18 protein-coding genes are annotated in these 24,070 nt (G+C 71.3%); 8 read left to right on the forward strand and 10 right to left on the reverse strand.

All coding sequences use genetic code 11. The features are described 5' to 3' along the window. Positions 1–109: 109 nt before the first annotated feature. The 3 genes from ABR738_RS31515 to lgt all read left to right on the forward strand — a co-directional run bounded on the left by ABR738_RS31515 (position 110) and on the right by lgt (position 3,346). A complete protein-coding gene (locus ABR738_RS31515; protein ID WP_100580096.1) occupies positions 110–313 on the forward strand; it encodes a cold-shock protein in 204 nt (67 codons plus the stop codon). Between the two features lie 384 nt (positions 314–697). Beyond that, positions 698–2,209, forward strand: coding sequence for a DEAD/DEAH box helicase (locus ABR738_RS31520; RefSeq protein ID WP_350233332.1), 1,512 nt, complete (start codon positions 698–700; stop codon positions 2,207–2,209). Between the two features lie 258 nt (positions 2,210–2,467). Then, positions 2,468–3,346, forward strand: coding sequence for a prolipoprotein diacylglyceryl transferase (gene lgt, locus ABR738_RS31525; RefSeq protein ID WP_350233333.1), 879 nt, complete (start codon positions 2,468–2,470; stop codon positions 3,344–3,346). Positions 3,347–3,349: 3 nt separating this feature from the next. Here lgt and ABR738_RS31530 read toward each other — a convergent pair whose 3' ends face one another. The 4 genes from ABR738_RS31530 to ABR738_RS31545 all read right to left on the reverse strand — a co-directional run bounded on the left by ABR738_RS31530 (position 3,350) and on the right by ABR738_RS31545 (position 12,929). Continuing rightward, positions 3,350–8,251, reverse strand: a complete 4,902-nt coding sequence (locus ABR738_RS31530) for a DNA repair ATPase (RefSeq protein ID WP_350233334.1) — start codon at positions 8,249–8,251, stop codon at positions 3,350–3,352. 75 nt (positions 8,252–8,326) lie between these two features. Beyond that, the gene (locus tag ABR738_RS31535; RefSeq protein WP_350233335.1) at positions 8,327–10,432 is read right to left on the reverse strand and encodes a flotillin family protein; all 2,106 of its coding nucleotides are present in this window, start codon (positions 10,430–10,432) and stop codon (positions 8,327–8,329) included. An 81-nt stretch (positions 10,433–10,513) separates the two neighbouring features. Next, entirely contained in the window at positions 10,514–11,125 is a 612-nt protein-coding gene (locus ABR738_RS31540; RefSeq protein WP_350234822.1) for a hypothetical protein, read from the reverse strand. Between the two features lie 508 nt (positions 11,126–11,633). Continuing rightward, positions 11,634–12,929 carry a phosphatase PAP2 family protein gene (locus tag ABR738_RS31545; RefSeq protein ID WP_350233336.1) on the reverse strand — a complete coding sequence of 432 codons (1,296 nt, stop codon included), beginning with the start codon at positions 12,927–12,929 and terminating at the stop codon, positions 11,634–11,636. Between the two features lie 915 nt (positions 12,930–13,844). Here ABR738_RS31545 and ABR738_RS31550 point away from each other — a divergent pair. Both ABR738_RS31550 and ABR738_RS31555 read left to right on the forward strand, forming a co-directional pair. Then, positions 13,845–14,777: a hypothetical protein gene (locus ABR738_RS31550; protein ID WP_350233337.1), complete on the forward strand. Its 933-nt coding sequence runs from the start codon at positions 13,845–13,847 to the stop codon at positions 14,775–14,777. Between the two features lie 436 nt (positions 14,778–15,213). Continuing rightward, complete coding sequence (locus ABR738_RS31555; RefSeq protein ID WP_350233338.1) at positions 15,214–15,861, forward strand: hypothetical protein; 648 nt, start codon at positions 15,214–15,216, stop codon at positions 15,859–15,861. 24 nt (positions 15,862–15,885) lie between these two features. Here the strand turns inward: ABR738_RS31555 and ABR738_RS31560 are convergent, their stop codons facing one another. Both ABR738_RS31560 and ABR738_RS31565 read right to left on the reverse strand, forming a co-directional pair. Next, entirely contained in the window at positions 15,886–16,629 is a 744-nt protein-coding gene (locus ABR738_RS31560) for a (2Fe-2S)-binding protein (protein WP_350233339.1), read from the reverse strand. Continuing rightward, complete coding sequence (locus tag ABR738_RS31565) at positions 16,626–17,045, reverse strand: hypothetical protein (protein WP_350233340.1); 420 nt, start codon at positions 17,043–17,045, stop codon at positions 16,626–16,628. Before ABR738_RS31565 ends, ABR738_RS31560 begins: the two co-directional genes overlap by 4 nt. A 791-nt stretch (positions 17,046–17,836) precedes the next feature. On the opposite strand from ABR738_RS31565, the gene ABR738_RS31570 reads away from it, so the two are divergent. The 3 genes from ABR738_RS31570 to ABR738_RS31580 all read left to right on the forward strand — a co-directional run bounded on the left by ABR738_RS31570 (position 17,837) and on the right by ABR738_RS31580 (position 20,935). Next, a complete protein-coding gene (locus ABR738_RS31570) occupies positions 17,837–18,469 on the forward strand; it encodes a hypothetical protein (protein ID WP_350233341.1) in 633 nt (210 codons plus the stop codon). Beyond that, on the forward strand, positions 18,466–19,074 hold the full coding sequence (locus ABR738_RS31575; protein WP_350233342.1) for a toxin-antitoxin system, toxin component: 609 nt from the start codon (positions 18,466–18,468) through the stop codon (positions 19,072–19,074). Before ABR738_RS31570 ends, ABR738_RS31575 begins: the two co-directional genes overlap by 4 nt. Positions 19,075–19,513: 439 nt before the next feature. Further along, positions 19,514–20,935 (forward strand): NAD(P)/FAD-dependent oxidoreductase, encoded by a 1,422-nt coding sequence (locus ABR738_RS31580; protein WP_350233343.1) that lies wholly within the window; start codon positions 19,514–19,516, stop codon positions 20,933–20,935. Between the two features lie 318 nt (positions 20,936–21,253). On the opposite strand, the gene ABR738_RS31585 is transcribed toward ABR738_RS31580, so the two are convergent. The 4 genes from ABR738_RS31585 to ABR738_RS31600 all read right to left on the reverse strand — a co-directional run bounded on the left by ABR738_RS31585 (position 21,254) and on the right by ABR738_RS31600 (position 23,926). Next, positions 21,254–21,970 carry a GAF and ANTAR domain-containing protein gene (locus ABR738_RS31585; RefSeq protein WP_350233344.1) on the reverse strand — a complete coding sequence of 239 codons (717 nt, stop codon included), beginning with the start codon at positions 21,968–21,970 and terminating at the stop codon, positions 21,254–21,256. 89 nt (positions 21,971–22,059) lie between these two features. Next, positions 22,060–22,818: a GAF and ANTAR domain-containing protein gene (locus ABR738_RS31590; protein ID WP_350233345.1), complete on the reverse strand. Its 759-nt coding sequence runs from the start codon at positions 22,816–22,818 to the stop codon at positions 22,060–22,062. Further along, on the reverse strand, positions 22,815–23,480 hold the full coding sequence (locus ABR738_RS31595; RefSeq protein WP_350233346.1) for a hypothetical protein: 666 nt from the start codon (positions 23,478–23,480) through the stop codon (positions 22,815–22,817). Before ABR738_RS31595 ends, ABR738_RS31590 begins: the two co-directional genes overlap by 4 nt. Continuing rightward, positions 23,477–23,926 (reverse strand): STAS domain-containing protein, encoded by a 450-nt coding sequence (locus ABR738_RS31600; protein ID WP_350233347.1) that lies wholly within the window; start codon positions 23,924–23,926, stop codon positions 23,477–23,479. Before ABR738_RS31600 ends, ABR738_RS31595 begins: the two co-directional genes overlap by 4 nt. Positions 23,927–24,070 lie beyond the last annotated feature (144 nt).

Consider the following 24,070-nt stretch of genomic DNA (forward strand, 5'->3'; position numbering starts at 1 on the left):
CGGGCGCTTTTGTATTTCCGGTGCGTTTTCCGGACGGGGCAATCATCTCAGTAACGGGCGGGGTCAGCACAGTGCGGGCCCCCGGGCATTGCCCCGAAGGAGATATGACATGGCTACTGGCACCGTGAAGTGGTTCAACGCGGAAAAGGGCTTCGGCTTCATCGAGCAGGAGGGTGGCGGCCCGGACGTGTTCGCCCACTACTCCAACATCGCCGCCCAGGGCTTCCGTGAGCTTCAGGAAGGCCAGAAGGTGAACTTCGACGTCACGCAGGGCCAGAAGGGCCCGCAGGCCGAGAACATCACGCCTGCCTGACGCTGAGGCGTTTTTCGCACGCGGCTGGGGCCCGCACCTTGGGGTGCGGGCCCCAGCCCGTTGCTGTTCCATCGGGCCCGCCGTCACACCGTGACGGCACTCTCGCGGCCCTCGGGACGCCGGGAACCGTCCCGGGCGTCCCGTCACCCAGCGGACCCACCGCCACGGCCACGGCCCGGCGGGGACCGGCCCGCTGTCCTGATCCGGACCGACCGCCACCGCGCGGCGGATGCCCGGCACTCCGACAACGGGCGAGGAATTCCCGCGCCCTCTGTACGGCCGGATCGGAATTCGACTTCTGTTTCCGGCTCGTTCTTGCGATGTTCCGGCGCCCCGATCGCGCCGGATATCCCTCGATACGTGCCATATCGAGGAAGGTTCTCCTTGAACCGTTCAGCTCGCACGAACGACCGCTCCACCGCCGCCCGCAGGGGCGGCGCCGACCGGGGGGCCCGCTTCCGCCCCCAGGGCGCCGGCCGCTCCGGCGGCGCCCGCAGGCCCTCGGCCCCGCAGGGCGAGTTCGCCCTCCCTGTCACCGTCACCCCGCCGCTGCCGGCCGTCGAGCACTTCGGTGACCTCGCCCTGCCGGCCCCGGTCCTCGAGCTGCTGAGCAGCCTGGGCATGAACGAGCCGTTCCCGATCCAGGCGGCCACGCTGCCCAACTCGCTGGCCGGCCGTGACGTCCTGGGCCGTGGCCGCACCGGCTCCGGCAAGACCCTCGCCTTCGGCCTCGCCCTCCTGGCGCGCACCGCGGGCCGCCGCGCCGACTCCAAGAAGCCGCTCGCCCTGGTCCTGGTCCCCACGCGTGAGCTGGCCCAGCAGGTCACCGACGCCCTCACCCCGTACGCCAAGGCGCTGAGGCTGCGCATGGCCACCGTCGTCGGCGGCATGTCGATCGGGCGGCAGGCCGGCGCGCTGCGCTCCGGCGCCGAGGTCGTGGTGGCCACCCCCGGCCGCCTCAAGGACCTCATCGAACGCCGTGACTGCCGTCTGGACGAGGTCGCCATCACCGTGCTCGACGAGGCCGACCAGATGGCCGACATGGGCTTCATGCCGCAGGTCACCGAACTCCTCGACCAGGTGCGCCCCGAGGGTCAGCGGATGCTGTTCTCGGCGACCCTCGACCGCAACGTGGACCTGCTGGTCCGGCGCTACCTGCACGACCCGGTCGTCCACTCCGTCGACCCCTCCGCCGGCGCGGTCACCACGATGGAGCACCACGTGCTGCACGTGCAGAGCGCCGACAAGTACGCCACGACCACCGAGATCGCGGCCCGCGACGGCCGGGTGATCATGTTCCTCGACACCAAGCACGCCGTGGACCAGCTCACCAAGCACCTGCTCCAGAGCGGGGTGCGGGCAGCGGCCCTGCACGGTGGCAAGTCCCAGCCGCAGCGCACCCGCACCCTGGCCCAGTTCAAGACCGGCGCAGTCTCGGTCCTGGTCGCCACCAACGTCGCCGCGCGCGGCATCCACGTCGACAACCTCGACCTCGTCGTCAACGTCGACCCGCCGACCGACCACAAGGACTATCTGCACCGGGGCGGCCGCACCGCACGCGCCGGCGAGTCCGGCAGCGTCGTCACCCTGGTCCTGCCCAACCAGCGCCGCGACATGACCCGCCTGATGATGACCGCCGGGATCACCCCGACCATCACCCAGGTCCGCTCCGGCGAGGCCGAGCTGAGCCGCATCACCGGCGCCCAGGCACCCTCAGGCATCCCCGTCGGCCCCGTGGCGCCCCCCGCGGACCAGCCCAAGCGCGGCCAGGCCCCCTTCCGTGGCCGTGGCACCGCCCGTGGCCAGTCCGGCCGCCCCGCCACCTCGCGCCGCACCGGCGAGTCCCGCGAGCTGGCCGAGGCCCGCAAGGCGGCCCGCGTCCGCCGCGCCGCCTGACCAACTCACCCCTGCCGCACGGCAGTCGGCCACCACGGGCCCTTGCCCCCGCGCATCGCGCGCGGAGGTGAGGGCCCGCGTCGTGACACCGCACGCGACGGCCCCGGCCGAGGACATTCCGGGCGCCGGCCATCGCGATGTCCGGCGCCCCGAAGCGGCCGGACGGCCACACGTCGGGGACGGCGGACCCCCAGGTACTGTCGGTGCGAGTCCACCCGGGGCCGCCCGGGCCGTCGGGGATTCCAAGGGGGCGCGTTCATGGTTCTGGCGTATCTGCCGAGCCCTTCCCAGGGGGTGTGGCACCTGGGGCCGATACCGATCAGGGCGTACGCGCTGTGCATCATCGCCGGTGTCTTCGCGGGCGTGTGGCTCACCCGGCGACGGTGGGCGGCGCGTGGAGGCACCCCCGCCGACATTTCTGCCATCTCCGACATCGCGGTGTGGGCGGTGCCGTTCGGACTTCTCGGCGGCCGGCTCTACCACGTGATCACCGACCCGGAGCTGTACTTCACGGCGGGCCGCCAGCCCATCAGGGCGCTGTACATCTGGGACGGCGGCCTCGGCATTCCCGGGGCCGTGGCGCTCGGCGCGCTGGGAGCCTGGCTGGGCTGCCGCCGCCGGGGCATCACCCTGGCCGACTTCGCCGACGCGGCCGCGCCCGGCCTCGTCCTGGCCCAGGCGATGGGGCGCTGGGGCAATTACTTCAACCAGGAACTGTTCGGCACCCCCACCTCCCTGCCGTGGAAGCTGCTGATCGACCCGGCCCACCGGCCCGACGACACACCCACCGTCGCCTTCTACCACCCGACCTTCCTGTACGAGTGCGTATGGGACCTGGGCGTCGTGGCGCTGCTCCTGTGGCTCGACCGGCGGTACGCCATGCGGCGCGGGCGCCTCTTCGCGTGCTACGTCCTCGCCTACACCGCGGGGCGGGCCTGGATCGAGGCGCTGCGCGTCGACCACGCCAACCACTTCCTGGGCCTGCGTCTCAACGACTGGGTATCCCTTGCCCTGTTCCTCGGCGCCGCCGCCTTCCTGATCCTCTCCCGCCGTCCCGCGCCGGCCGACGGCGCCGCGACCGTGACGCCGGACGATCCAGGCGAGCTGAACAAGGACGAGAAGGCGCCGGCCCCGTAACCGTCAGGGCCCGGGCGTTGTCCTCGGGCGCCCCGCGTGCCGTACGCCCGGGGTGACCAGTGGGAAACGGGGATCGCCCGCCCTGGTGATGGCGGATTCGACGGCCGCGACGCGCTCAGCGAGCAGCCCGAGCGCCGCCACGGCCCGGGTGAGCGGATCGTCCTCGGGGCCGCCGAGCGCCTGGGTGCGTACGTACGCGGAGGTGATCTCCGCCCAGCGGGCGGACTGTTCGGCGGTGTGGCCGCCCCGCAGCGCGGCCAGCTTGAGCAGGTTGGACTCGGCGCCGGTGGTGAGCGTCTGGGCCTCGCCCGCGTAGTGGTCGTCGATGACGGCGGCGAGCTCGGCGTCGTTCATGACCGGGTCGATCCGTGCGACGATCTTGTTCATGTCGCGGTACGAGCCCTGGAGCCGGAAGGGCGGCTCGGTGCGGCTGCTGTCGCTTTGGGCGGCCGAGGCGATGTAGGCGGCGTTGACGGCGAGGACGGTGGCCCGGGCCGTGAGCAGATGCCGCAGCACGGCGACGATCCGCTCCAACTCGGCGGGTGGGTAAGGGTGGTTGAGCCGGTCGGCGCGGGCCGCCGGGTCGCCATCGGCGAGGCGCAGGAGCAGGTCGAGATCGGCGCGCTCACGCCCCGCGAGCGGGGCGAGCACCGGGTTGGAGGTCAACGCGTTCTCCACGAAGCTCAGCGCGAACACGCTCTCCTTGCCGGTGAGCACGTCGCCCAGGTTCCACACATCGGCCCGATTGGCCAGCATGTCGGGGATGCGGAAGCGCTGCCCGGACTCGGTGTAGGGGTTGCCCGCCATGCAGACGGCGAAGCGCTTGCCGCGCAAGTCGTGGCTGCGGGTCCGCCCGTCCCACACGCCTTCCGCGCGGCGCGTGGCGTCGCACAGCGAGATGAACTTCTGTAGCAGCTCCGGTGAGGTGTGCTGGATGTCGTCGAGGTGGAGCAGGGTGTTGTTGCCCGTCTCCAGCGCGAAGTTGATCTTCTCGACCTCCCGGCGGGCGGTGGCGTTGGGCGCCTCGGCCGGGTCGAGCGAGGTGACCGCGTGGCCGAGAGCCGGTCCGTCGACCTTGACCAGGACCAGACCGAGCCGGCTCGCGACGTACTCCATCAGGGTCGTCTTGCCGTAGCCCGGCGGGGAGATGAGCAGAAGCAGCCCGTTGTTGTCGGTGCGTCTGGTGGCGCCGCTCGCGCCGAGCTGCCTGGCCAGGCTGTCCCCGATGAGCGGCAGGAAGACCTCGTCGAGCAGACGGTTGCGGACGAAGGAGGACATGACCCGCGGCCGGTACTCCTCCAGGCGCAGCCGCTCACGTTCGGCCGCGACGAGCGCCGTGCGCCGGCGTTGGTAGTCGCGGAAACCCACGGCGGTGCGGTCGGTGAACTCCGCTGTCCTGGCGAGGAGTTCGTCGATACGGACGGTGAGGGTGCGGTTCGCGCCGATGCGCGGGTGCGTGCCGAGCAGGCCCTCGACGGTGACGGAGAGCGGCGCGTCGCAGTCATGGCGCGCGAGGTCCGGGCAGAGTTCGACGGCGACCGCCTCGGCGAGGTCCCCGGCGTCGGCGCTCTCGCCCGCCGCCGAGGCGTAGGAGGACAGCCACGCCTCGACGAGCTGGCGCCGGTCGGCAAGGGAGTCGAGAGCGGCCAAGTCCTCCTCGTAGGCCGAAGTCCCCGCCGCGCGACGGAACTTGTCCAGCAGGTCGCGGGTGGTACTGCGGGTGACGAACCCCTCGGGCGAGCAGGCCAGCTCCTCGAAGAGGTAGGCGGCGGCCGGAGCGGACCCGCCCAGGGCGCCGGCCAGTTCGGCCAGGAAGTCGGCGATGGCAGGGGATGGGCCGAACGCCGCGCGTGCGCGGGCCAGCGACACCGCGCGCCGCGTCCACGTCTCCCGCTCGGGCCCGGTCGTGCGATGAGCCCAGAACAGCTGGGCCTCGGCGCGCGCCGACGGGGTGTGGCGCAGCAGCCCCGCGCCGTCGTGCAACCGCAGCAGAGCTTCGAGAAGGAGAGCGGCGTCGTGGTCGTGGACGCCCCGCTCATACCCCTCGTCGTACGCCGTCTCGGCCGCCCGCCGCGCCAGTTGGAGCAGGTCCGCGCCGGCCAGGGCGGCGGCGCCGTGCTCGGTGAACAGGCGCACCGCCAGATACTCGGCGCGGTAGACGTCGGCGTTCTCCGAGGGCAGCGTCTGCTCCCAGTAGGGCCGGGTGGCCAAGAACGCCGGGTCCTCGACGGGGGAGCGGTAGTCCGTGCCGGTCAGCGCGAAGGCCAGCCCTTCGCCGTCGGGGACCAGGGTGAGTTCGAGGGGCTGGGAGTTGACCGCGAACGCGTGCCGCCCGAGGCGCACGGTCCTGCCGCCGTCGCTGTACAGCTCGGTACGGTCGCGAAGGGCGCGCCCGGCCTCCTCGCGGACCGCCTTGAGGCGCCCCTGAAGTTCCTCCGCCCGCACCGGCTCGCCCAGTTCGCGCAGTTCCTCCGCGACCCGGCGCACCTTCGCGACCATGGGGTCGGACGCGAAACAGGTGTTGACCGCGTCCAGGTCGGCGAGCGCCGTCAGACGGCGGGCGATCGTGTCCAGGACCCGGGTGGCCGAGTGCGCCAGGCGTTCCGCGCGGCCGGCCAGGGCGTCGCGCAGTGTCTGTTCGCGAGCCGAGAACGCCTCGTACACCTCGGCGCGTCGGGCGCCGAGCGCGGTCAGGGCGGCGTCGGATTCCGCGAACCGCGACTCCAGGTTCTCCAACCGCAGCAGAATTCCCGCGAGTTGTTCCTCGCAGGCCCCCGGGGTGGTGGCGGCCGCCAGCGCGCCGGTGACGGACTGCCCCAACAGGCCCATTTCCGCCGCGAATTCGGCGGCGCTCTCGTGCTCGCTCAGCTCACGGCGGCGCGCGTCGAGGATGGCACGGGCCCGGTTGACGCCGCCCAGGACGTCCGCGATCCGCTCCAGGATCGAGGTGCGGACGGTCGCGTCGCCCGTGTCGAGCGAAGCCACCACCTCGGTGACCGTCCGCAGCCCCTCGGTCTGTTCGTCGAGCCGGGCGGCCACGGGGGCCGCGTCGGCGACCGTGGCGACCGTCTCGGCCCGCGCCGTGATCCGCTCGATGTCCTCGTGGTAGCCGGCGAAGGCGTCCTCGCGCGCAAGGAAGGCGACCGCGCGCTGGGCGAAGGCGGCGATGTCGGCCGTGACCTCCTTGGCGAGCTCGTCCACGCGTGCGGTGTCGGCGTACCGCAACTCCTTCAAGGTGATCAAGTGGCCCTGTGCGGTGCGCAGTTCGGTGAGCCGGTCCAGCCAGTCGGCCGCGTCGCGCGGCACCTCGCCGCGGACCCGGCGTACGAGGGAGGCGATCGCCTCGGCGGCCACGTCCACCGCGTCGCGGGCCCGCCGGGTGAGCGTCTGGACGGTCTCGAACTCGGCGAGCACCTGCTCGGCGGTGGCCCTGACCTCGCTCAACGGGCCCAGCAGGTCGCCCACGTCGGGATCGCCGAGCCAGTGGTGGGTGTCGGCGGCGCGTACACAGGAGGCGAGCAGCGCCTCGTAGACACCGGTCGTGGGGGCGCCGGTCGCGGTGACCGCGCGCGCCAGCGAGAGGCAGTCGGAGATGCCGCGCACGAGATCCGCGTCGCCGAAGCGGGCCAGCGGCCCTGAGCCGGCGGGCCGGGCGGCGGCGTAGGTGTCGCTGACGTAGGGGGAGCGCCAGCGCTGGAGGGGGTGGACGCGGGCCGGTTCGGCGTCGCCCCGCGCGCCGTCCGCACGCAGCACCCAAAGGGTGCCGTCCTCGAAGAGCGCGTAACCGTGGCAGGACAGCGGTGCGGTGATGGACTTGGCGATGACGTCGTAGGGCAGGAGCAGGCTGCGGCCATCGGCGCGGGCGTGGAAGACGTACAGCACGTCCTGACCGCCGGGCGAGCGCAGCGTCCGCTCGAACTCCAGGCCGTCGGTGGCGGTCTCGAAGGTCTTGGCAGTGCCGTCCGCCAGGCAGTAGCCGCCGGGGAAGACGATGCCCTGGTCGTCGGGGAGCAGTCGGCACGCCTGCCCGATGCCGTCCAGGCGCACCACGGTCCTGGTGGCACGGTTGAAGACGAGATGGCGCGGCGCTTCCTCCTTGTAGGGGCGTACCCGCAGCAGGATCAGCTGCCCCGCGCGGGCGTACTCGACGTCCGCGTCGGCGAGGGACTGAAGGGGCTCCGCGACCGACTCGGTGTGGATGCCCGCGCCCGTCTCGGTGTCGTCCTCGGTCTTGACCGTGAGGGTCCCGCCGACTGTCGAGACGAACACCTCTCCGCCGATGGAGACGTGGGGGTGGCGGCCAAGGACGTGGTCCTCGCGGGTGGTGGCGGTCCACTCGACGTCCTGGGCGGGCGGGAAGACGTGATCGCGCTCGCCCCGGTCGTCGAGGAAGGCGGCGCCGTCACCGTCCAGGGCCCAGCGCAGGACGCGGACGTCCTCACCGCTCTCACCCGTCCTGAAGACGGCAAGCAGCCTGCCCTCGACCAGGCGCAGCCGCAGGAGCCGGGCCTCGCGGTAGTAGCGGTGCAGCGCGGTGAACGCGCGGACGAACGCGGGATCGTCGAGCAGGCCGGGGACCGCGTCGTCGGGAAGCGGCTGGAGGTGGTGGTCGTACAGCGTGAAGACGTCACCGACCGCCGTCTCCTCCTTCAGGCCCGCGACGACGGAGCGGCCGAACAGCAGGCGGCCGCCGACCGCCACCACGTCGCGGGCCACGGCGCTGTCCTCGGTGCGCAGCCGCTCGGTGCCGGCGAGAGCCAGCTCGGCGGAGCCGAACTCCTCGGTGCGGCGCTCATTGAGCGCTTCGGCCCTGCGGGCCAGCTCGGCGGCCTGCGCGGCCAGGCGGTCCCGCAGCACCTCATAGGTGCCCGCGTCCAGGGCGGACGAGGGGGACGTGCTGTTCATGGTGGGGCTCCCTGCGGGTGCGTACGGAGGGGATCCGGGGCTCGTCGCGGCGCGCGGCGGGCCCCGGACCGTGCGTCAGGCCGTGGCCGACCCGTTGACGGCGCCGGCGGCGGCCGGCGCCGGGACGGGTGTGTCCTCGACCCCCAACTGCCCTGCTGCGTCAGCTTTGTTGAGGAGGCGGCTGAGCTGACCGGCCTGGGCGTCCCCGGAGTTCATCAGCTTCATCAGCAGCGCCGACACCGTCAGGTTCTGTACGTCACCGCTCGACACCGAGCTCAGGACGCGGGTCAGGTCCTCGGGGAAGCTGGCGCTCCCGTCGAGCCAGGGCTCCGCGAGCGTCCGCGCCGTCTCGGAGTGCCGCACGAAGCCGTCGACGCTCTGGCCGAGGGCGATCGAGGAGATGAGCCGGTCGAAGAAGACGGACTCGCCGCCCACGATGTTGATGTCGGCGTTCTCCAGACCCGTCGCGAGGACCGAGGCCTGTGCCTCGGCGACCTGGCGCTGCGCGTCGAGTCCGGCCAGCCGGATCTCCTTCTCGGCCGCGAGGCGCAGCCGGTACTCCTCGTGTCCGCGCGAGGCGTCGTCGAGGGCGGCCATCGCCGCCGCCTTCTTGGTCAGGCCCTCGGCCTCGGCCTTCAGTTTCTCGCCGATCATCGCGGCGTCCGCCGCGGCCTGCGCCTGGGTGCCCTCGGCGAGCGCGAGCGCCTTCAGACGCGCGCCCTCCGCCTCCGCCTTCAGACGCGCCCCGGTCGCCTCCGCCTCGGCGCGGCCGGCCTTCTCGGTGACCTCGGCCTCCTTGTCGCGGACCTGGACCTGCGCGAGCCCCTCGGCGGCCGCCTCCGCCTGCAAGCCCTCGGCGAGCCGGAGCTTGGCCCGCGCGTCGAGGTCGGCGGACTTCAACCGGGCCTCGGCCAGAGTCAGTTGTTCGGCCGCGCGGTGCTTGGCCGCGGCCTCGGCGGCCTCCGCCGCCTTGATGTCCTTGACCAGCTTCTCCTGCGCCTCGGCCTCGGCGCCGATGATCACGGCCTGCCGGGTCCGCTCGGCCTCCTCCACCATGCGGAGCTTCTTGATCGACTCCTCCTGCTCGGCGACCGTACGGTCCACCGCGATCCGCTCGCGCACCACATCGGCCACCTCGCGCCGCTCGGCCTCGACCTCCTTGTCCTTCGCGATCGCGGACAGCGCCGTCTCCCGCTCCCGGCCGATGACTTCGAGCATCCGGTCCTTCTCGATGCGCTCGTTCTCCACCGCAATGACCCGCTCGCGGTTCTTCTGCGCGACCGCGATCTCCCGCGCCTGGTTCTCGCGCTGCACCCCAAGCAGCTCCTCGGTCCGCAGGAACGCGGTCTGCGCGCCCAGGCGTTCCTCCTCCTGCACCTTGGACGTGGCGGCCTCCTCCCGCGCGCGCAGCGTCTCGACCTCCCGGTGCTGCTTGATCTCGGCCTCCGCCTGGCGGCGCTGGAGCTCCAGGATCGTCTCGCGGGCGTCCACGTTCTGCCGGGTGATCTCCTTCTCCTCGGTGCGCTGGAACTCATTGGTGCGTACGTGCTCGACGGTCGTCAGCTCGGTGATCTTGCGGATGCCCTGGGCGTCGAGGATGTTCGCCGCGTCCAGCTGCGACATCGGGGTCTGCTCCAGGTGGTCGATCGCGGCGTCGTCGAGGTGGTAGCCGTTCAGGTCGGTGCCGATGACGCGGATGATCCGGTCGCGGAACTCCTCGCGCTGGGTGTACAGGTCCACGAAGTCGAGCTGCTTGCCGACGGTCTTCAGCGCCTCGGAGAACTTCGCGGCGAAGAAGTCCTGGATGGCGACCCGGTCGCTGGCCCGCTGGGTGCCGATCGACTGCGCGACCTTGATGACGTCCTCGACGGTCTTGTTGACCCGGACGAAGAACGAGATGTGGATGTCGGCGCGGATGTTGTCCTGGCAGATCAGGCCCTCGCGCCCGGTGCGGCGGATCTCGATGGTCTTCACCGAGATGTCCATGTACTCGGCCTTGTGCAGCACCGGGAGGACCACGGCGCCGGTGAAGGTGACATCGACCTTCTTGGTCTTGGAGATGATCAGCGCCCGGCCCTGCTCCACCTTCCGGAACAGCTTGCCGACCACCAGGAGCAAGGTGACCGCGATGAGCAGGACAACGGCGACGAGTACGCCGATGCCCAGGGAAATGGCATCCATGAGACGTCCTTGGGACAGGGTGGAGTGAAAGCGAGACGGTGTCCGGGTCCGGCGGGCCCGGCGGCGGCCCTGGCGAACGCGTCAGGCGCGGGTGCGCGGGTCGAGCGCGTGATCGTAGGGAGCGACCCAGAAGAACTCGCCGTCGTCGTCGAACGCGTACAACAGGCCCGTGCTGCCCAGGCGCAGGGGATCGGTGCCGCTCTGGCGGACCTGTACCAGGGCGGTCGACCCGTCGGGCGCCGCGACCTCCGCCTGACCGAACACGGCGGACACGGAACCGGTACGGATCGTGCAGGTCAGACCGATGAAGTCGAGCCGGGACGGCGGTGGGTGGTCGGGCAGGAGACGGCGCAGACAGCGGACCAGGAGGCGGGCGGCGACCCAGCCCGTCACCAGCGCCGCCGCCAGCACCCCGCCGCCCAGCGCGGCCCGCAGCGAACCGGACGCCCCCGAGCGGCGTACGAGCACGCAGCCGGCGAGACTGGTGAACCAGGCGATCGCGGTCAGGAGCGACACCGAGACCGTCACCGGGACCCCGCCCGCGCCGAACGCGCCCCCGCGCACGTCCCCGTCGAACGCGCTGTGCTCGGCGGCGCCGACCAGCACGAGCAGCCAGAACACCACGATCACGACCAGCGCGGCGCTGAACAGCGCGGCGGGAAACCCGAACGCGGCGCCCCAGAACTCCCCCATCGCGGCGCCCCCTTCGTACCCGGCCACGGTGATGGCGGGCCACCGGGGTGCTCCGGCGCCGGGCGCGTACCGCGCGTTCGGCACCGGAGTCGTTCCCCCGTGTTCCCCCGCGCACATCTTGGCCAGGGCCGCGCCGGCGCGCACTGCCGGATCCCGGCAGCCTTTACGGCTCGACGCTGCCGGATACCGTCCCGGCCGCCACGGGCCGGGGGCGCCCCGCGTCAAGAAAGCGCACGAAGTGCGTCAAAAAGCGCGGGCGGCACGTCAATGTGCGGCAGAACCGGTGGCGGGGCAGGACCTGCCCGGGCACCATCTCGACGGCCGCGCCCGGACACTGGCCGAAACCGGTGCCAGGGGCGCGTGCTCACCCGCGTCGAACCGGGGCCGTGCCGCGTCCTGAACGCGCGGGCGCACCAACTGTGTGGGGGCCAACCGTGCGAGGGGTAACTGAGCGGGGGCGCGGCGCACACGCGGGCACGGGGCCCGCGTGCCCGTCGGCTCCGACCCGCTACACCAGCTCGGGCTGCGGCTCCCGCCGTGGCGCCGGTACGTCCTTCGGCTCCCACGCGGCGGTGGTGCGCAGATAGCCGAGGACGACCGACAGGAGCGCCAGCACGACCAGCGGGCCGCACACCCACGGATGCTCCGCCATCGTCACCGGCAGATAGCGGTAGGAGGTGAGGAGCGCGGCGAAGACCGCCGTGCCGTAGGCGACCATCCGCATTCCCGGGCGGTCCCAGCCCCGGTCGAAGGCCCGCAGCGCCGTCTCGACGGTGAGCGCGAACACCACACCGGCCACGAGATCGACGCCGTAGTGGTAGCCGAAGGCCAGGGTCGCGCTGAGCGTGGCGACCAGCCAGAACGCCCCGGCGTACCGCAGCAGGCGCGGGCCTCTGCGGGAGTGGATGAAGATCGCGGTGGCCCACGCCGTGTGCAGGCTCGGCATGCAGTTGCGCGGGGTGATCCCGTCGTACGGAACCGGGTGCGGGACACCGACGGGTGGCGGTGTGTGCGGCCACAGGTTGGCCACCGCCCACTCGACGCCGCCGGTTCCGGAGGTGCCGGGCCCGTACGCGAAGATCGGGCCCACCACGGGGAAGATCATGTAGACGGCGGGCCCGAGGAGGCCGATCACCAGGAAGGTGCGCACCAGGTGGTGGCGTGGGAAGCGGCGTTCGGCGGCCACATTGCGCAGCTGATACAGCGCGACGACGACCGCGGCCACCGCGAGCTGGGCGTAGACCACGTGCAGCACATGGCCGCTCATGGGGCCCGCCGCCTTGAGCAGTCGGCCCGCGATCCACGACGGATTGCCCAGGGCGTGATCGGCGGTCGCCACATAGGGGTCGAGCACGGTGGGGCGGGTCTTGGAGGTGATGAGCAGCCAGGTGTCACCGGTCTTGCGGCCCGTCACCAGGAGCAGCCCGAGACCTACGCCTTTGAGCAGCAGCGCCCGCTCCTGCCCGCTGCGCCGCGCCATCGCGAAGACCGCGCAGCCCACCATCGCCCACAGCGCGCCGTTGCCGAAGAACTGCCCCTCGGGCACCTTGACGTCGAACGCCCAGCGCGCCAGCACGAAGACGAGGTCGATACCGACGGCGGCGCCGGCCGCGACGAGCCGCTGCCGCCAGGTGAGCACCACCATCATCAGGGCGAGCCCGCCGTACAGCGGCCCCGGCTTCGGCGGCAGGACGAGCTCCCGCGCCTGGGCGGTGAGCGGCCCCGGTATGCCATGACGACGGGCGACGATCTCCAGCGTGACGAAGAAGGCGAGGGCCGCCGCGGCCGCCGCGCCCCACAGCACCGCACGGGGCCGCCCGCGCGGGGCGAGCTCTGGCGTGCGCGATGTCCCTGGGGCTGTCCGCGAAGGTATGTGTATCAAGTGTCCGGCCGTCGTGATCGATGCTGTGCGGGCGGCCCGCCCCCCACGTGCAGATCGTCACCCGGGGCGACGGAAGGGCGGGACGGCTGCTGGTCCCGGCTAGATCATGCCATTGGGGTCCCGCGACCGGTCCGGCGCCTTCGTCCATCTTTGTACGGGCGTTGTACGGGCGTTGTGCGGGGACTGTACGGCGGCTGCGCGCGGCCAATACGGCGGCCTTCGCGGGGGAGCGCGCTTGGCGGCCGGGAGCCGGCGCGGCCGGCCGGTGCGCCTGGGCGAGCGCGGCGGCGACACGGTCACGTGCGGCCAGGGGCGGGGGGAACGGTCCGGGATGCGCGATCGCAACCCCGCACCGGGCGGTTAGAGAGGGACTTTCCGGGCCGGCGCTTCGGCGCGGGTCCACCGGGCCTCGGCGTGCTGCCGGAATCTGGGGCGGGGAGCCGCGTCGTCCCGAATGCGGTCCAGCGCGGTGAGCAGAGTGATAAGCGGCTCACCGGCGTATTCCAATGTGACGACCCGGCCCGATTGCTCTAGGTATACGGCGGGCGTAAGAGCGTCCTTTCCGGCGTTGCTCGCGGAGTACATCATCCAGGTCCCCAGGCGACGCAGCAAAGGCGTCTTGATTTCATGCACGCCCTTACAACGACGCTCGCCTACGGAGGGATTGGACCATTCGGGGGCCGGGCGCCCCGCTCGGCCCCGTGCGATCGGCGCGGAAGGGGCCAATCGAGTGGCGATCGTTTCGGAGCGGAGCCGATCAGGCTCCGGGACGTTAGGTGCGGTATGGAACCTAGGCAATTGTGGGAACGTCACGCAGTGCTTGCGAGGGCGTTTTGTATGAGCGATGACCACGTGCGCGAAACCCGGGTATCGCTGGATGAGGCGCAGGCCAACCGGAGTCAGACGCTGGCCGCGTTCGCCGTCACCGTGGGAAGCGACGGAGTGGTGGCGGGACTGCTCGGGCTGCATGAACGTGAGGTGCGCCAGGCCCGGCGCTCGGTGGGCAAGGAGAACGCGCGCAGCGTCGCCGATTCGCTTCTCGTTCCGCCGCCGCGTCCGCAGGACGAACCTGTTCCCGAGGCGTGTGACGCCTTCGAGCCGCAGGTCGCCGCTCAGGCCTACCCCCAGCCCATGGCGGCGCCCCTTGGGCCGCCCCCCGGGGGGCCGGGCCCGCAGGTGCAGTCGCACGGCTGGCCGCAACCCCCGCACACGCAGAGCGCCCAGGCGCCGTCGGCACCGGCGCAGGCCGGCCAGAATCAAGCGCCGCCTCCGGTCGCGCAGGACGCGTACGACCCGTCGGCGGCCTCCTCCGCCAGGTCACAGGGCTCCGCGTATCCCGCGGCGGGCGGACAGCAGTGGACTGCCGCGCTGGACGCGCTGCTGGTCAACAGCTGGCAGCAGGGCCTCGACCTGACCGTTCTGGCCAGCCAGTTCGGGCTCGAGCTGGTGCAGCTGGTGTCCCGGGTCCAGCAGCTGTCCGCCGAGGGACGCCTCAGTGAGCAACAGGTCCGGGAGTCGGGCCGGCACCGCCGTTCCCGTGGACACGCGGCACCGGAGGACGACACCGGATACGACGAGCAATCGTCCGAGCACCGCAGATATACGCCTTCCGGTATGGGCGTCGTGCCGCCCCAGCCGCTCGCCAATCATCCGGGCGCCTGGTCGCAGGAGTATTACGAGCCCTATGTTCCGGCGGACCCCCCGACGGTCGCCTACAACTGGGACGGGATCCTCAACCATTGGCAAATGGCGTCTCCCGGCTCGCAGTAGGCGCAGGTGCGGCGGTGGCCGATCAGGCCGAGGGGTGCGTGTTTCATCCGGCCCACCGCCGCACATCGCTGTGGAAGCCATCGTTCATATGCCCGTCCGTAATTCTCCGGGTCATTCCCGTATCCGGTATCCGGTATCCCGTATCCAGCGTTCCGCGTTTATGCGGCGCGGCGCCATGCCTGGCCCTGCGGAGCACATGGGGAAACGTTTCTCCGCAGGGCGGTTCGCCGAGCCGGGAATTGTCGACAGTAATCGCCAGGTTTTTGAACGATACGGAACACGCCTCCCCAATGCGCCTCTCTGCGCCCCGCTATTCGGTGTAACATCGCGAGCAAAAACGTTATTTTGATTCCGGGGCAGGGTCCCGTGCGCTCTCCACTCGTTCCCTCACATGTCCAAGATGGGCAGACATGAGACTCGTGGAGGTAAAATCATTATGGCTGTCAGCTGGGCGAGACGGATCGCCGTCATCGAACCCGCCCCCAGGACCGTGCGCTACGCGAGGTATCTCGCCCCGCACTGGAAAGGACTGACCCGCCTGGAGAGCGACAATTGCATTGGCCTCTTTCCCGCGGTGCTGCTCTTCACCCTGGCCGCCCTGAGCCTTTTCGGCGCCGGCGGCGCCGCCCTCGCGTGGCTGACCGACGAACTGACCGGACACCGCAGGCTCCCTTACCTGTGGCTGGTGTTCGACGCCGTCGCAGCCGCGAGCCTGGTGGTGTCGTACTGGCTCGTGAGCCGCTATGCCCTGCGCTTCTACGAGGCCGAACCGTCCTCGTCGCCGACCTGGCGGCTCGTCACGATCGCCAACACCGCCTGGCGGTGTCTGCCCGCCCACCACCGGGACGCCCAGAAACCCCGGCTGCGGGCCATCAACACCGCCGCCCGGCTGCTGCTCACCGACCCGGACGACTCCCACACCCACCGCGTTCTCACCGAACACGCTGATGCCCTACGCCACCTTGCCACCACCGTGCTCCACGAGACGCAGCAGGATCAGCCGGACCTCGGCGGGCCCGCCCTCCCCTTCGCCCGCTCGGGGCGGCTGAAGGCCGGCCAGGCCGCGCCCGCCCGCGCGCAGTAGCCACCCGCCCCGGCCGCTCGATGGCTAGGAGGGGGCGGGGGCCCGGCCGGCGACGCGGGTGAGGGCGCAGTCGCCGCAGAGCGCGCCCCTGCGGTCCGGGGCGGCCCGGTAGATCAGGCAGCAACTCCTGCGCCGGAACGCCCCCTTGGCGGAAGTCGTGGCGCTGCCGCGAAGGGCGGGCCCCGCCAGGAGATGTGCGACGGCGGCGCGGCCGCGTGCGCCGAGGGCGGGCCGGGCGGCGGCGATCATGGTCGCGGCGCCGTTGAGCGCCGAGGCGAGATTGCCCCGCAGGATGTGCGGGGAGAGCGCGAACGGCCCTATGGCGGCGGCGAGTTCGGCGAGCGGGCCCTCGATGACGGCTGCCAGGCTCTCCGGTCCGGCGGGAGTGGAGGCGAACCCCGTGTCCGGCAGGGACACGGGGACGGGGCCGCCGAGGACCGGCTGCCAGTACACCTCCGTGAGGGCGAACGTCAGGGAAGCTCCGCGCAGGACGAAGGCGGCGAGCGCGGGTGACACCAGCCGCGCGGCCAGACCGAGATGGGTCACGGACGCGGCCACACGCGCCTCGACCGCGTCGGGCCGCTGCCCGCCGGCCGTGGCTAGCCGATCCCGTACGGCCGACACACGATCCCCGATCGCCGCGGCGGACATCTGCTGCCAAGGCGCGGCCGGCGGCGCGGCCGCGGGGTGGGCGTCGAGGGCGAAGAACGGCCCGAGCGCGCTGACCTCGGAAGCGATCACCGCGCCGGCCACCGGCCCGGGCGTCACGCGGCGACGGGGGCCGGACCCCACGTGCCCGCGCCGGCGGCTTCCCTGCGGGGTCCGAGCGGACGCTCGGCGAAGGGGCCGAAGAATAGCCCGATCGCGGCGCACGGGAGGAGCCGCGCGGCCACCGGGAGGAGCTGCGCGGCCACCGGGAAGACGCGGAAGGGGAACAGTATGTCGGCGTCGGCGTCGGCGTCGGCGTCGGCGTCGGCGGCGGCGGCGGCGGGGAAGTCGGGGTGGACGATCACGCGCATGGCGTCCTTGAGGGGCAGAGGTGTCTCGGTGTCCTGGGTACCGAAGCCCCGGGGGTTGTGGGCGTGTTGCCGGGGCGAAGGCAGGATAAGTATGACCCCGCCGATCGCGACGACGAACACCGCGCCGGCAGCAAACAGCGCGAGGGCGAACACCGCGCCGACCATCAGTGTCGCGCTCCAGTCACCGAAGCCGCGAGCCGGGGGCGGGGTTGAACGCCATGCGGATGATCACCACCTCGGCGCTGCGCTCCGGGCCGAAGAAGACCGGCGGGGCTGCGGCCGACCCCCGTGCCGGGCGTCTCGGTCGTACAGGCGCTCCCGTGCCCTGCCACCGATCCGGCGGATGCCGCCGCGAGCCTGGTTGAGCGTACGGGAGACCTCGGCGATCGCCTCCATGGATTCACCGAACTGCTCGAACAGGCTCGCAGAGGACGGGCGCCAGACGCCTTCGGGCGCATGCTGCTCCACGACCTGCCTGCACGTGGTGAGGAGCCCCGTCATCAGGCGATGAAACTCCTCACATCCTCCGGAGTGAAGTCGCTCTCTGCCAGCCGAGGAAAATTGGGCACGGTCGAGACCGGCATGAGGAGGACTCCAAGTTCTGAAATTCTGACAAGGCGAGCTCGTCAGCCTCGCAGGAGAGCGACTTCGCCTCGATCGTGCTACGGCCCGATCAGCCTGTCGACGAGCGTTTCACGCAAGGAAATTATCGTTTCTGGCGGTGTGAAAACGCCTCTTCGCGCAGGCCCGCCCCCTGGGGACCAGCGCGTTCTTCCGGGCATCGAAGCCCCGCACCCTGCCGTGCCGAAGCACGTGTCGTGGCGTCGCGACTGGTGAGCGAGGGTGAGTGCGGCAGCGGTCGTCAACTTGGCGATAAACGATCGTTGTCACCGGTGCGGGCTGCCGTAGCACGCCCGGTAGCAGGCCTGGTCGTCCGAGAATCCCCGGAGCACGAAGTGGCCCCTGTCCCGCCCCTGCCGGTCACGCTCAAGGACCTTCAGGCGCTCATCCGTGAACGCGGCGCGGCCTGCCCGGAGTTGCTTGATCCGAAGGAATTGGCAGTAAGGACAGCCCTGCCCGAGGAAACGGTTCGCAGCCTGCTGCACGGAGGCGAACCGGAAGCCGACAGTGGCAACGACCGGGTCCGCGCCCGCATCAAGGCCGTCGCCGATGCCCACCTGGCTCGAGCGGGTCAGCGCATGTCGGACCTTGCCGGAAGTATCTCCCGGCATCTGGGAGTCTCCGCGGTCTGGGCACGGAAGGTGTGCTCCGGCGAGAAAGTTCCCAGTGTGGAACTCCTGCACGGCTTGGTGGGTTTCTTCGGAGTCGAGGGGGACGAGGCGTTCTTCACCGCTCCGGCTCCCGAGGCCCTGAGCCGAGCGTTGCAGCCCGTCCTCGCCGCACTGCGGCCCAGGCAGTCAGGGACGGCACATGCTGTCACCGCCCCGCTGGAGGAAGTGCTGGCGGGGTATGGCGACATCCGCGGCGTCGCCCTTCGGCAGGCCCACGGCCTTCCACCGGAACGTTGGAACGTGCTGACCGCTACCTTGAAAGCCCTGTTGGAACTCGACGATGAAGACAGTCAATGAGTACGACACCGAAGGCGATGCGACGGTTCAGTGCCCAGCTCGTCCGAAACCTCCAGCCGCCGAGCGAGGATGAGGATGTCGTCCTCGCCATAGCCCGAGCCCCCAGCCTGGAACGAGGCCGGCCGGTCCGCCTGCGCGCCATGGCCTTTCCTCCCGCGACGGCCAGCGGACTGTGGGTGGGACGCGGCAGCCACGACCTGATCGTCTACGAGGCCAACACCGAACCCGAGAACCAACTCGTGATCATTGGCCACGAGGTGTGGCACATGTTCCAGGGCCATGGCAGCTACGCCGCCGACCATGCCGCTGCCGCCTCACGAGCCGGCGCGAACGAAGCCGCGGGCGCGCCGGCGCACCTCGTGGCTTCCCTTGTCGAGGAAGCCGAAGCCGACCCGTCTCTCGACGTGCGGATGGACATCGCGCTCCACTGCGCCGCCCGCGCCGATGACAGTGAGCTGCACGAAGAAGTCGAAGCGGAGCTCTTCGGATTCCGGTTCGCCACGGACGTACAAACCGCTCTGGCGCGAGCCCGCGCTCCTCTTGATCCGCACCAACACGCCGGGCGCATCCAGGCCTCCATGGCACACCGTTTCCCTCAGGGCTGACGCCATCGGCGAAGCGCTCGCCCACCGCATTACCACAAAGGAGCGAAGCAGCAAGGTGACATCCGGATCCAGCAGTGTCGGTTTCTACGCCTGCGGAATCATCCTTCTCCTGGTGTGTGCCGTTAAATTGCCCGCGCTGGCCCGCAGACGGCATGACACCCTGTTACGCGCGGCATGCCTGCTCCTCTTTCTCGGGGGTTGCGAGATGCGCGGCCCTGCGCGACGGCCAGGACGAGGCCGGCGCCACCGTCACGGCGGACGCGGCGATGATCCTCATCGCGCGCGACCGTCGACGTACCGACCCCGCACTGCCGCCGGAGGGCACCTACGCACCCGTGCGACGCGGACAAGAACTCATCCCGCTGTCCCTGGCGCTCACTTCGCCCGCACTGCCAGACCTCCTGGGGCGTCTGACACCTCTCACGAAAGGCAGGCCCTCATGAGTGAAGCCGTGCACGAGGCGCCTGTCCGCGCCGTCGTCATCGGGGGCAGCATCGCCGGCATGCTGGCCGCGGCCGCCGTCAAGGCGCACGTGGATTCTGTTCGGATCATCGAGGCCCACGAGCTGCCCTCAAACCCCGGACCACGCACGGGGGTTCCCCAGGCCGCCCACATCCATTTCCTGCAAACCGGTGGGATTGAAGCCATCAACGCGCTCCTCCCCGGCACCATCGACCGGCTGCTCGCCGCAGGCGCCCACCGCATCCCCGTGACCACGAACATGGTCATCTGCTCCCCGGAGGGCTGGTACCGCCGCTGGCGACGAGCCACTCACCACCTGATCACCGCGAGCCGCGACCTGATCGACTTCATCGTCCGCGAGCAGGTCCTGAAGGACCCCAGGGTCAGCGTGCGCACGCACACCAGGGCCGTCGGGCTGCTCGGCGACCATCGCGGTGTCACGGGCATACGGGTCCGCGCCGCCGAGGGCCCAGAATCCGACCTCCACGCCGATCTGGTCATCGATGCCTCCGGCCGGGCGACCCGCACGCCCCAGTGGCTCACCCGTCTGGGCATCACTGGACTCACGCAGGACGACGTCAACTTCGGTCTGGCGTACGCCAGTCGGATGTATCGCGCACCCGTGCCGACCGAGGGATGGCCCGTGATCGGCGTGCAGGGCGACCCGGGTCTGCCCCGGCCCGCGACGGCCGGTGGCATTCTGCCCATCGAAGGGGACCGGTGGCACGTCAGCCTGATGGGCGCTCCCGGCGCGCACCCCACGCGTGACACGGACGCCTTCGAACCCTTCGCCCGTACGCTGCGCCACCCGCTGCTCGCCGAGCTCCTGACACACGCGGAACCCCTCACCGACGTCAGCCTCACCCACAGCACCGCCAACCGGCGCTACTACTACGAACGCCTGCGCACCTGGCCCACGGGGTTCTTAGCCCTCGGGGACTCGGTCGCAGCCTTCAACCCCGTGTACGGGCAGGGCATTTCGGTGGCGGCGCAGGGCGCCGTCGCCCTGCGCGACCTGCTCTCGGGCGGCCTCGCCCCGGATCTCGCTCGCAGAGCCCAGCGCGCCATCAGCCGCCCTATCGACAGTGCGTGGGCCCTCGCCACCGGACAGGACATCCACTTCTCCACCACGGCTGGCAAGGGCCCGAACCTCGCCGATCACCTCCTGCACGGCTACGTCAGCCGACTGTCCCGCACCTCGACGGGCTCCTTCCACGCCGCCACGGCCCTGACCGACGTCCTCTCCCTCCAGGCCCCGCCCACCACACTCGTCACCCCGGGCGTTCTCCTGTCAGCCCTCCTCGGCCCCCTCCGCCCACCCCTCAAAGGCCCCCAGTTCACCCCAGCCGAACGCGCCCTTCTCAAGAGCCTGGGACAACCTTCACAAGCCCTTGGATAGACGTGTCCGCCCCGGGAGCCGCGCGACGCGGGCGTGGGTCGCCCAACAGGACGGGCTCACACCGGGTCGATGGCGGTGGCGACCGGCCGGACGGCACGGGCGGGCCGAACGCCCTCGGACGGGGTGTCCAGGATGGCGTAGCGGCGTAGGGCTTCGATGCTCCGATCCTCTGCTCCGGTCCTCCTGCTCCGGCAAAAGCCCCGTCGGCCTCGGGTCCGGTGATTGTTCGGGCCGTGCTGTTCCGTCTGCTTCCAACCGGGCCTGCCCCCTCTGCATACGGGCGGCGGGCTTGCGCCCAGGGATGGCCGGCGGGGACGGTCAGGCGCCCAGTCCGACCAGGGGCTCGGAGTCGTTGACGAAGACTCGGGCGATGTCGGACAGCCGGCGGTTGTGGGCCCGGGCGTAGCCGCGCAGGGCGGTGAACGCCTGCTCCATGTCGATGCCGTGGCGTTCGGCGAGTTTGCCTTTGGCCTGTTCGATCAGGACGCGGCTGTTGAGGGCGTGCTGGAGCTGCTCGTTGAGGACGGTGCTGCGGTGGGTCGAGCGTTGTTGGAGAAGACTGATGGTGGCGACGTCGGCCAGGGCCTGGGCAATGGAGGTGCCGTCCGGGTCGAAGGGCCCGGGGTCGGTGTAGAAGAGGTTGAGGGCGCCGACGACTTCGTCGCGCAGACGCATGGGGAGGGCCTGGACCGCCCCGAATCCATGGAGGCCTGCCTGCGTGGTGAAGCGCGGCCAGCGGTCGGACTCCCCGCGCAGATCGGGGACGCTCGTGGGTGTTCCGGTGCGGTAGCAGTCCAGGCAGGGGCCTTCGTCGTTCTGGAGCTGGAAGAGTTCAAGGAGGCGTACTTGTTCGTCGGAGGCGGCCATGACGCGGAGTTCGCCGTCGCGGTCCGCGAGCAGGACACCTGCGGCGCTGGCACCGAGCATGCCGACGCAGCGGTCGGTGAGCAGGCGCAGGAAGTCGATCAGGTCGAAGTCGGCGACCAGGTTGTCCGCCAGCTCGACGAAGGTTTTGGCCAGGAGTCGCTCATTCATCGTCCACACCCTTGATGGAGGTCGGCCGCGCCCGAACGGGCCGGGGAACGTGTGTGATCCGGCGGACCACGCACGGGAGCTGGCCGTCCTCATCGGCCCTCCTCGGTCCGCTTCGGCTCCATGCCCGGGGAGAAGCGCAGGCGGTGGGAGACTATGTCGGAGGCCACGTCGGCGAGCCGGTGTCCGTGGGCGAAGGCGTGCGCGCGCAGCCGGATGAACGCCTCCTCGATCCCGACGCCGAGCTGAACCGTGAGCACGCCGGTGGCCTGGTCGATCTCGGCCCGGTACGCGCCCAGGTCGTCACAACTCCCCACCGGCCCCGTATCGCCGGACTGGTCGATCCGGGGGATCCGGGCATCGAGCAGGAGCAGCGTCGCGGTGTCGGCGAAGGCCTGGGCGTCGGCGAGCGCGTCGGGTCCCAGCTGGACCGGCACGTCGGCGTACAGGTCAAGGACCCCCGGACTGATCGCCCCGATCTGCAAGGGGAGCGAGAAGACCGCCCGCGCGCCCGCCTCCAGGGCGGCGTCGGCGAACACCGGCCAGCAGTCCTGGAGTTCACTCGTGAGCAGGTCGGGCGTCAGGATCGCCGAACCGTGGGCGAAGGCATCCACGCACGGCCCCTCGCCCAGGGTGAGCTGGAGTTCCTCAAGCCGTGCGCTGATCTCGTCGGTGCTGCACAGTGGATGGCTGGCCGTGTCCGCGAACATCGCGGACAGGCCGGCGCCGTCGACCGGCAGCGTGGCGACCGCGGCGGTGCACACGTCCACGACCCCGACCTGGGCATCGCGCAGGGCCGCCTGTCGGGCGACGAGCGCCTGGATCCGGGACGACCGGCTGTGGGGCGTCACGCGGTCCTCCGGGTCCAGCTGGGATGTGGAGGTTCCGTCGGCCGTCCGAAGGATCGTTTCGCGAGGCGGAGAATCAGGGCCCGCAGCGGCGGTGGACCGCTCGGGTTCCACACCGTCCCGATGTCCTGCCAGCCTCCGGACCGGAAGCCGGCGAGGGCCGGCAGGTCGGCCGGGTCCACCAAGGCCGCGCCGAGCAATGCCCGGCGGCCGGTCAGGAGCCGTTCCTGGAGTCGGCAGGCCAACTCCTGACCCGCGCGGTGCGGTCGGACCAGGACCTTGGAGATCGCGAAGACGTCGCCGGAGGTGGTGAGCCGCGCGACATCGCACGGGAGCGTCCCTTCGAACCCGAACCACCACCGGCCGTCGCTTGGAAGGGGGAATCCGAAGGCACACCCCACCAGGTGGTCGGTCTCCGCGATCACGAGGGCGAACCCCGGTCGCCGGATGTCGGCGGCGAGGCGACGCAGGAAGACGGTCCGTCGGGGGCCGCGGTGCGTCTCGCCGATCCTCACCCGGCGGGACTCGGTATAGAGATGTGCCAGGTCCTCCCGCAAGTCCTGGGCCCGCCCGCGGCTCACCCGGCGCAGCCGCACGGCGGCCATGAGGTAGGGGTCGTCGTGCCTGGGCTTGTGGGCTTGCTCCGGCCAAGGCCGACCGCTCACATCCCACCACCCGTGACGGCGGGCCCCGAGGACGCGAGCCGGCGCAGTGCTCCGCGGCAGGCTGTCGGCGGCGAAACCGGTGTCGCGGTGAGGGGGCCGTCCCCGGGAGGAGGGGATTGTTGGCCGAACGTACCCTCAAGGAAGAGGAATTCGGTGCTCGTGACCCTGGCCATCCAGGCCAGCGTGGGTGGCGGATAGTGCAGCAGCAGGCATCCGCCGAGCGAGGCGGTCCGCCGCGCCGCCCAGAGGAAGGCGTTGAGCCCGCTCACGTCGCAGAAGGTGAGCGGGGTGAGGTCGACGTCGATCGTACGGATACCGTCGCGCAGGCACTGTTCCAGGGCCTCGCGTACCTGCGGGACGGTCTCCAGGTCGATCTCGCCTGCCAGGGTGATCAGCGACCGTTGCCTTCTGTCGTGGCGGTAGATGTTCAGCTGGGGCAGGGGCATGACGCCTCGGTTCGGTAGACCCGCCGGGCAGCGCCAAGTGGCGGAGCCGGACTCACGGCCGCTCCTGGCACGCTGTCGACGGGGGCGTACTGACGGCGGAAGCAGACCGGCGGCAGGCCCGACAACCCGGTACCGGGAGTGGGA

Origin of the sequence: Streptomyces sp. Edi4 (assembly GCF_040253615.1) — a bacterium.
Classification (GTDB): Bacteria; Actinomycetota; Actinomycetes; order Streptomycetales; family Streptomycetaceae; genus Streptomyces.

What these genes read in the sequence shown, in the direction of transcription:
- ABR738_RS31515 (WP_100580096.1), top strand. Translation starts at nt 110, where the DNA reads ATGGCTACTGGCACCGTGAAGTGGTTCAACGCGGAAAAGGGCTTCGGC.
- lgt (WP_350233333.1), top strand. Translation starts at nt 2,468, where the DNA reads ATGGTTCTGGCGTATCTGCCGAGCCCTTCCCAGGGGGTGTGGCACCTG.
- ABR738_RS31530 (WP_350233334.1), bottom strand. Translation starts at nt 8,251, where the DNA reads ATGAACAGCACGTCCCCCTCGTCCGCCCTGGACGCGGGCACCTATGAG.
- ABR738_RS31535 (WP_350233335.1), bottom strand. Translation starts at nt 10,432, where the DNA reads ATGGATGCCATTTCCCTGGGCATCGGCGTACTCGTCGCCGTTGTCCTG.
- ABR738_RS31540 (WP_350234822.1), bottom strand. Translation starts at nt 11,125, where the DNA reads ATGGGGGAGTTCTGGGGCGCCGCGTTCGGGTTTCCCGCCGCGCTGTTC.
- ABR738_RS31550 (WP_350233337.1), top strand. Translation starts at nt 13,845, where the DNA reads ATGAGCGATGACCACGTGCGCGAAACCCGGGTATCGCTGGATGAGGCG.
- ABR738_RS31555 (WP_350233338.1), top strand. Translation starts at nt 15,214, where the DNA reads ATGGCTGTCAGCTGGGCGAGACGGATCGCCGTCATCGAACCCGCCCCC.
- ABR738_RS31565 (WP_350233340.1), bottom strand. Translation starts at nt 17,045, where the DNA reads ATGGTCGGCGCGGTGTTCGCCCTCGCGCTGTTTGCTGCCGGCGCGGTG.
- ABR738_RS31575 (WP_350233342.1), top strand. Translation starts at nt 18,466, where the DNA reads ATGAGTACGACACCGAAGGCGATGCGACGGTTCAGTGCCCAGCTCGTC.
- ABR738_RS31580 (WP_350233343.1), top strand. Translation starts at nt 19,514, where the DNA reads ATGAGTGAAGCCGTGCACGAGGCGCCTGTCCGCGCCGTCGTCATCGGG.
- ABR738_RS31585 (WP_350233344.1), bottom strand. Translation starts at nt 21,970, where the DNA reads ATGAATGAGCGACTCCTGGCCAAAACCTTCGTCGAGCTGGCGGACAAC.
- ABR738_RS31600 (WP_350233347.1), bottom strand. Translation starts at nt 23,926, where the DNA reads ATGCCCCTGCCCCAGCTGAACATCTACCGCCACGACAGAAGGCAACGG.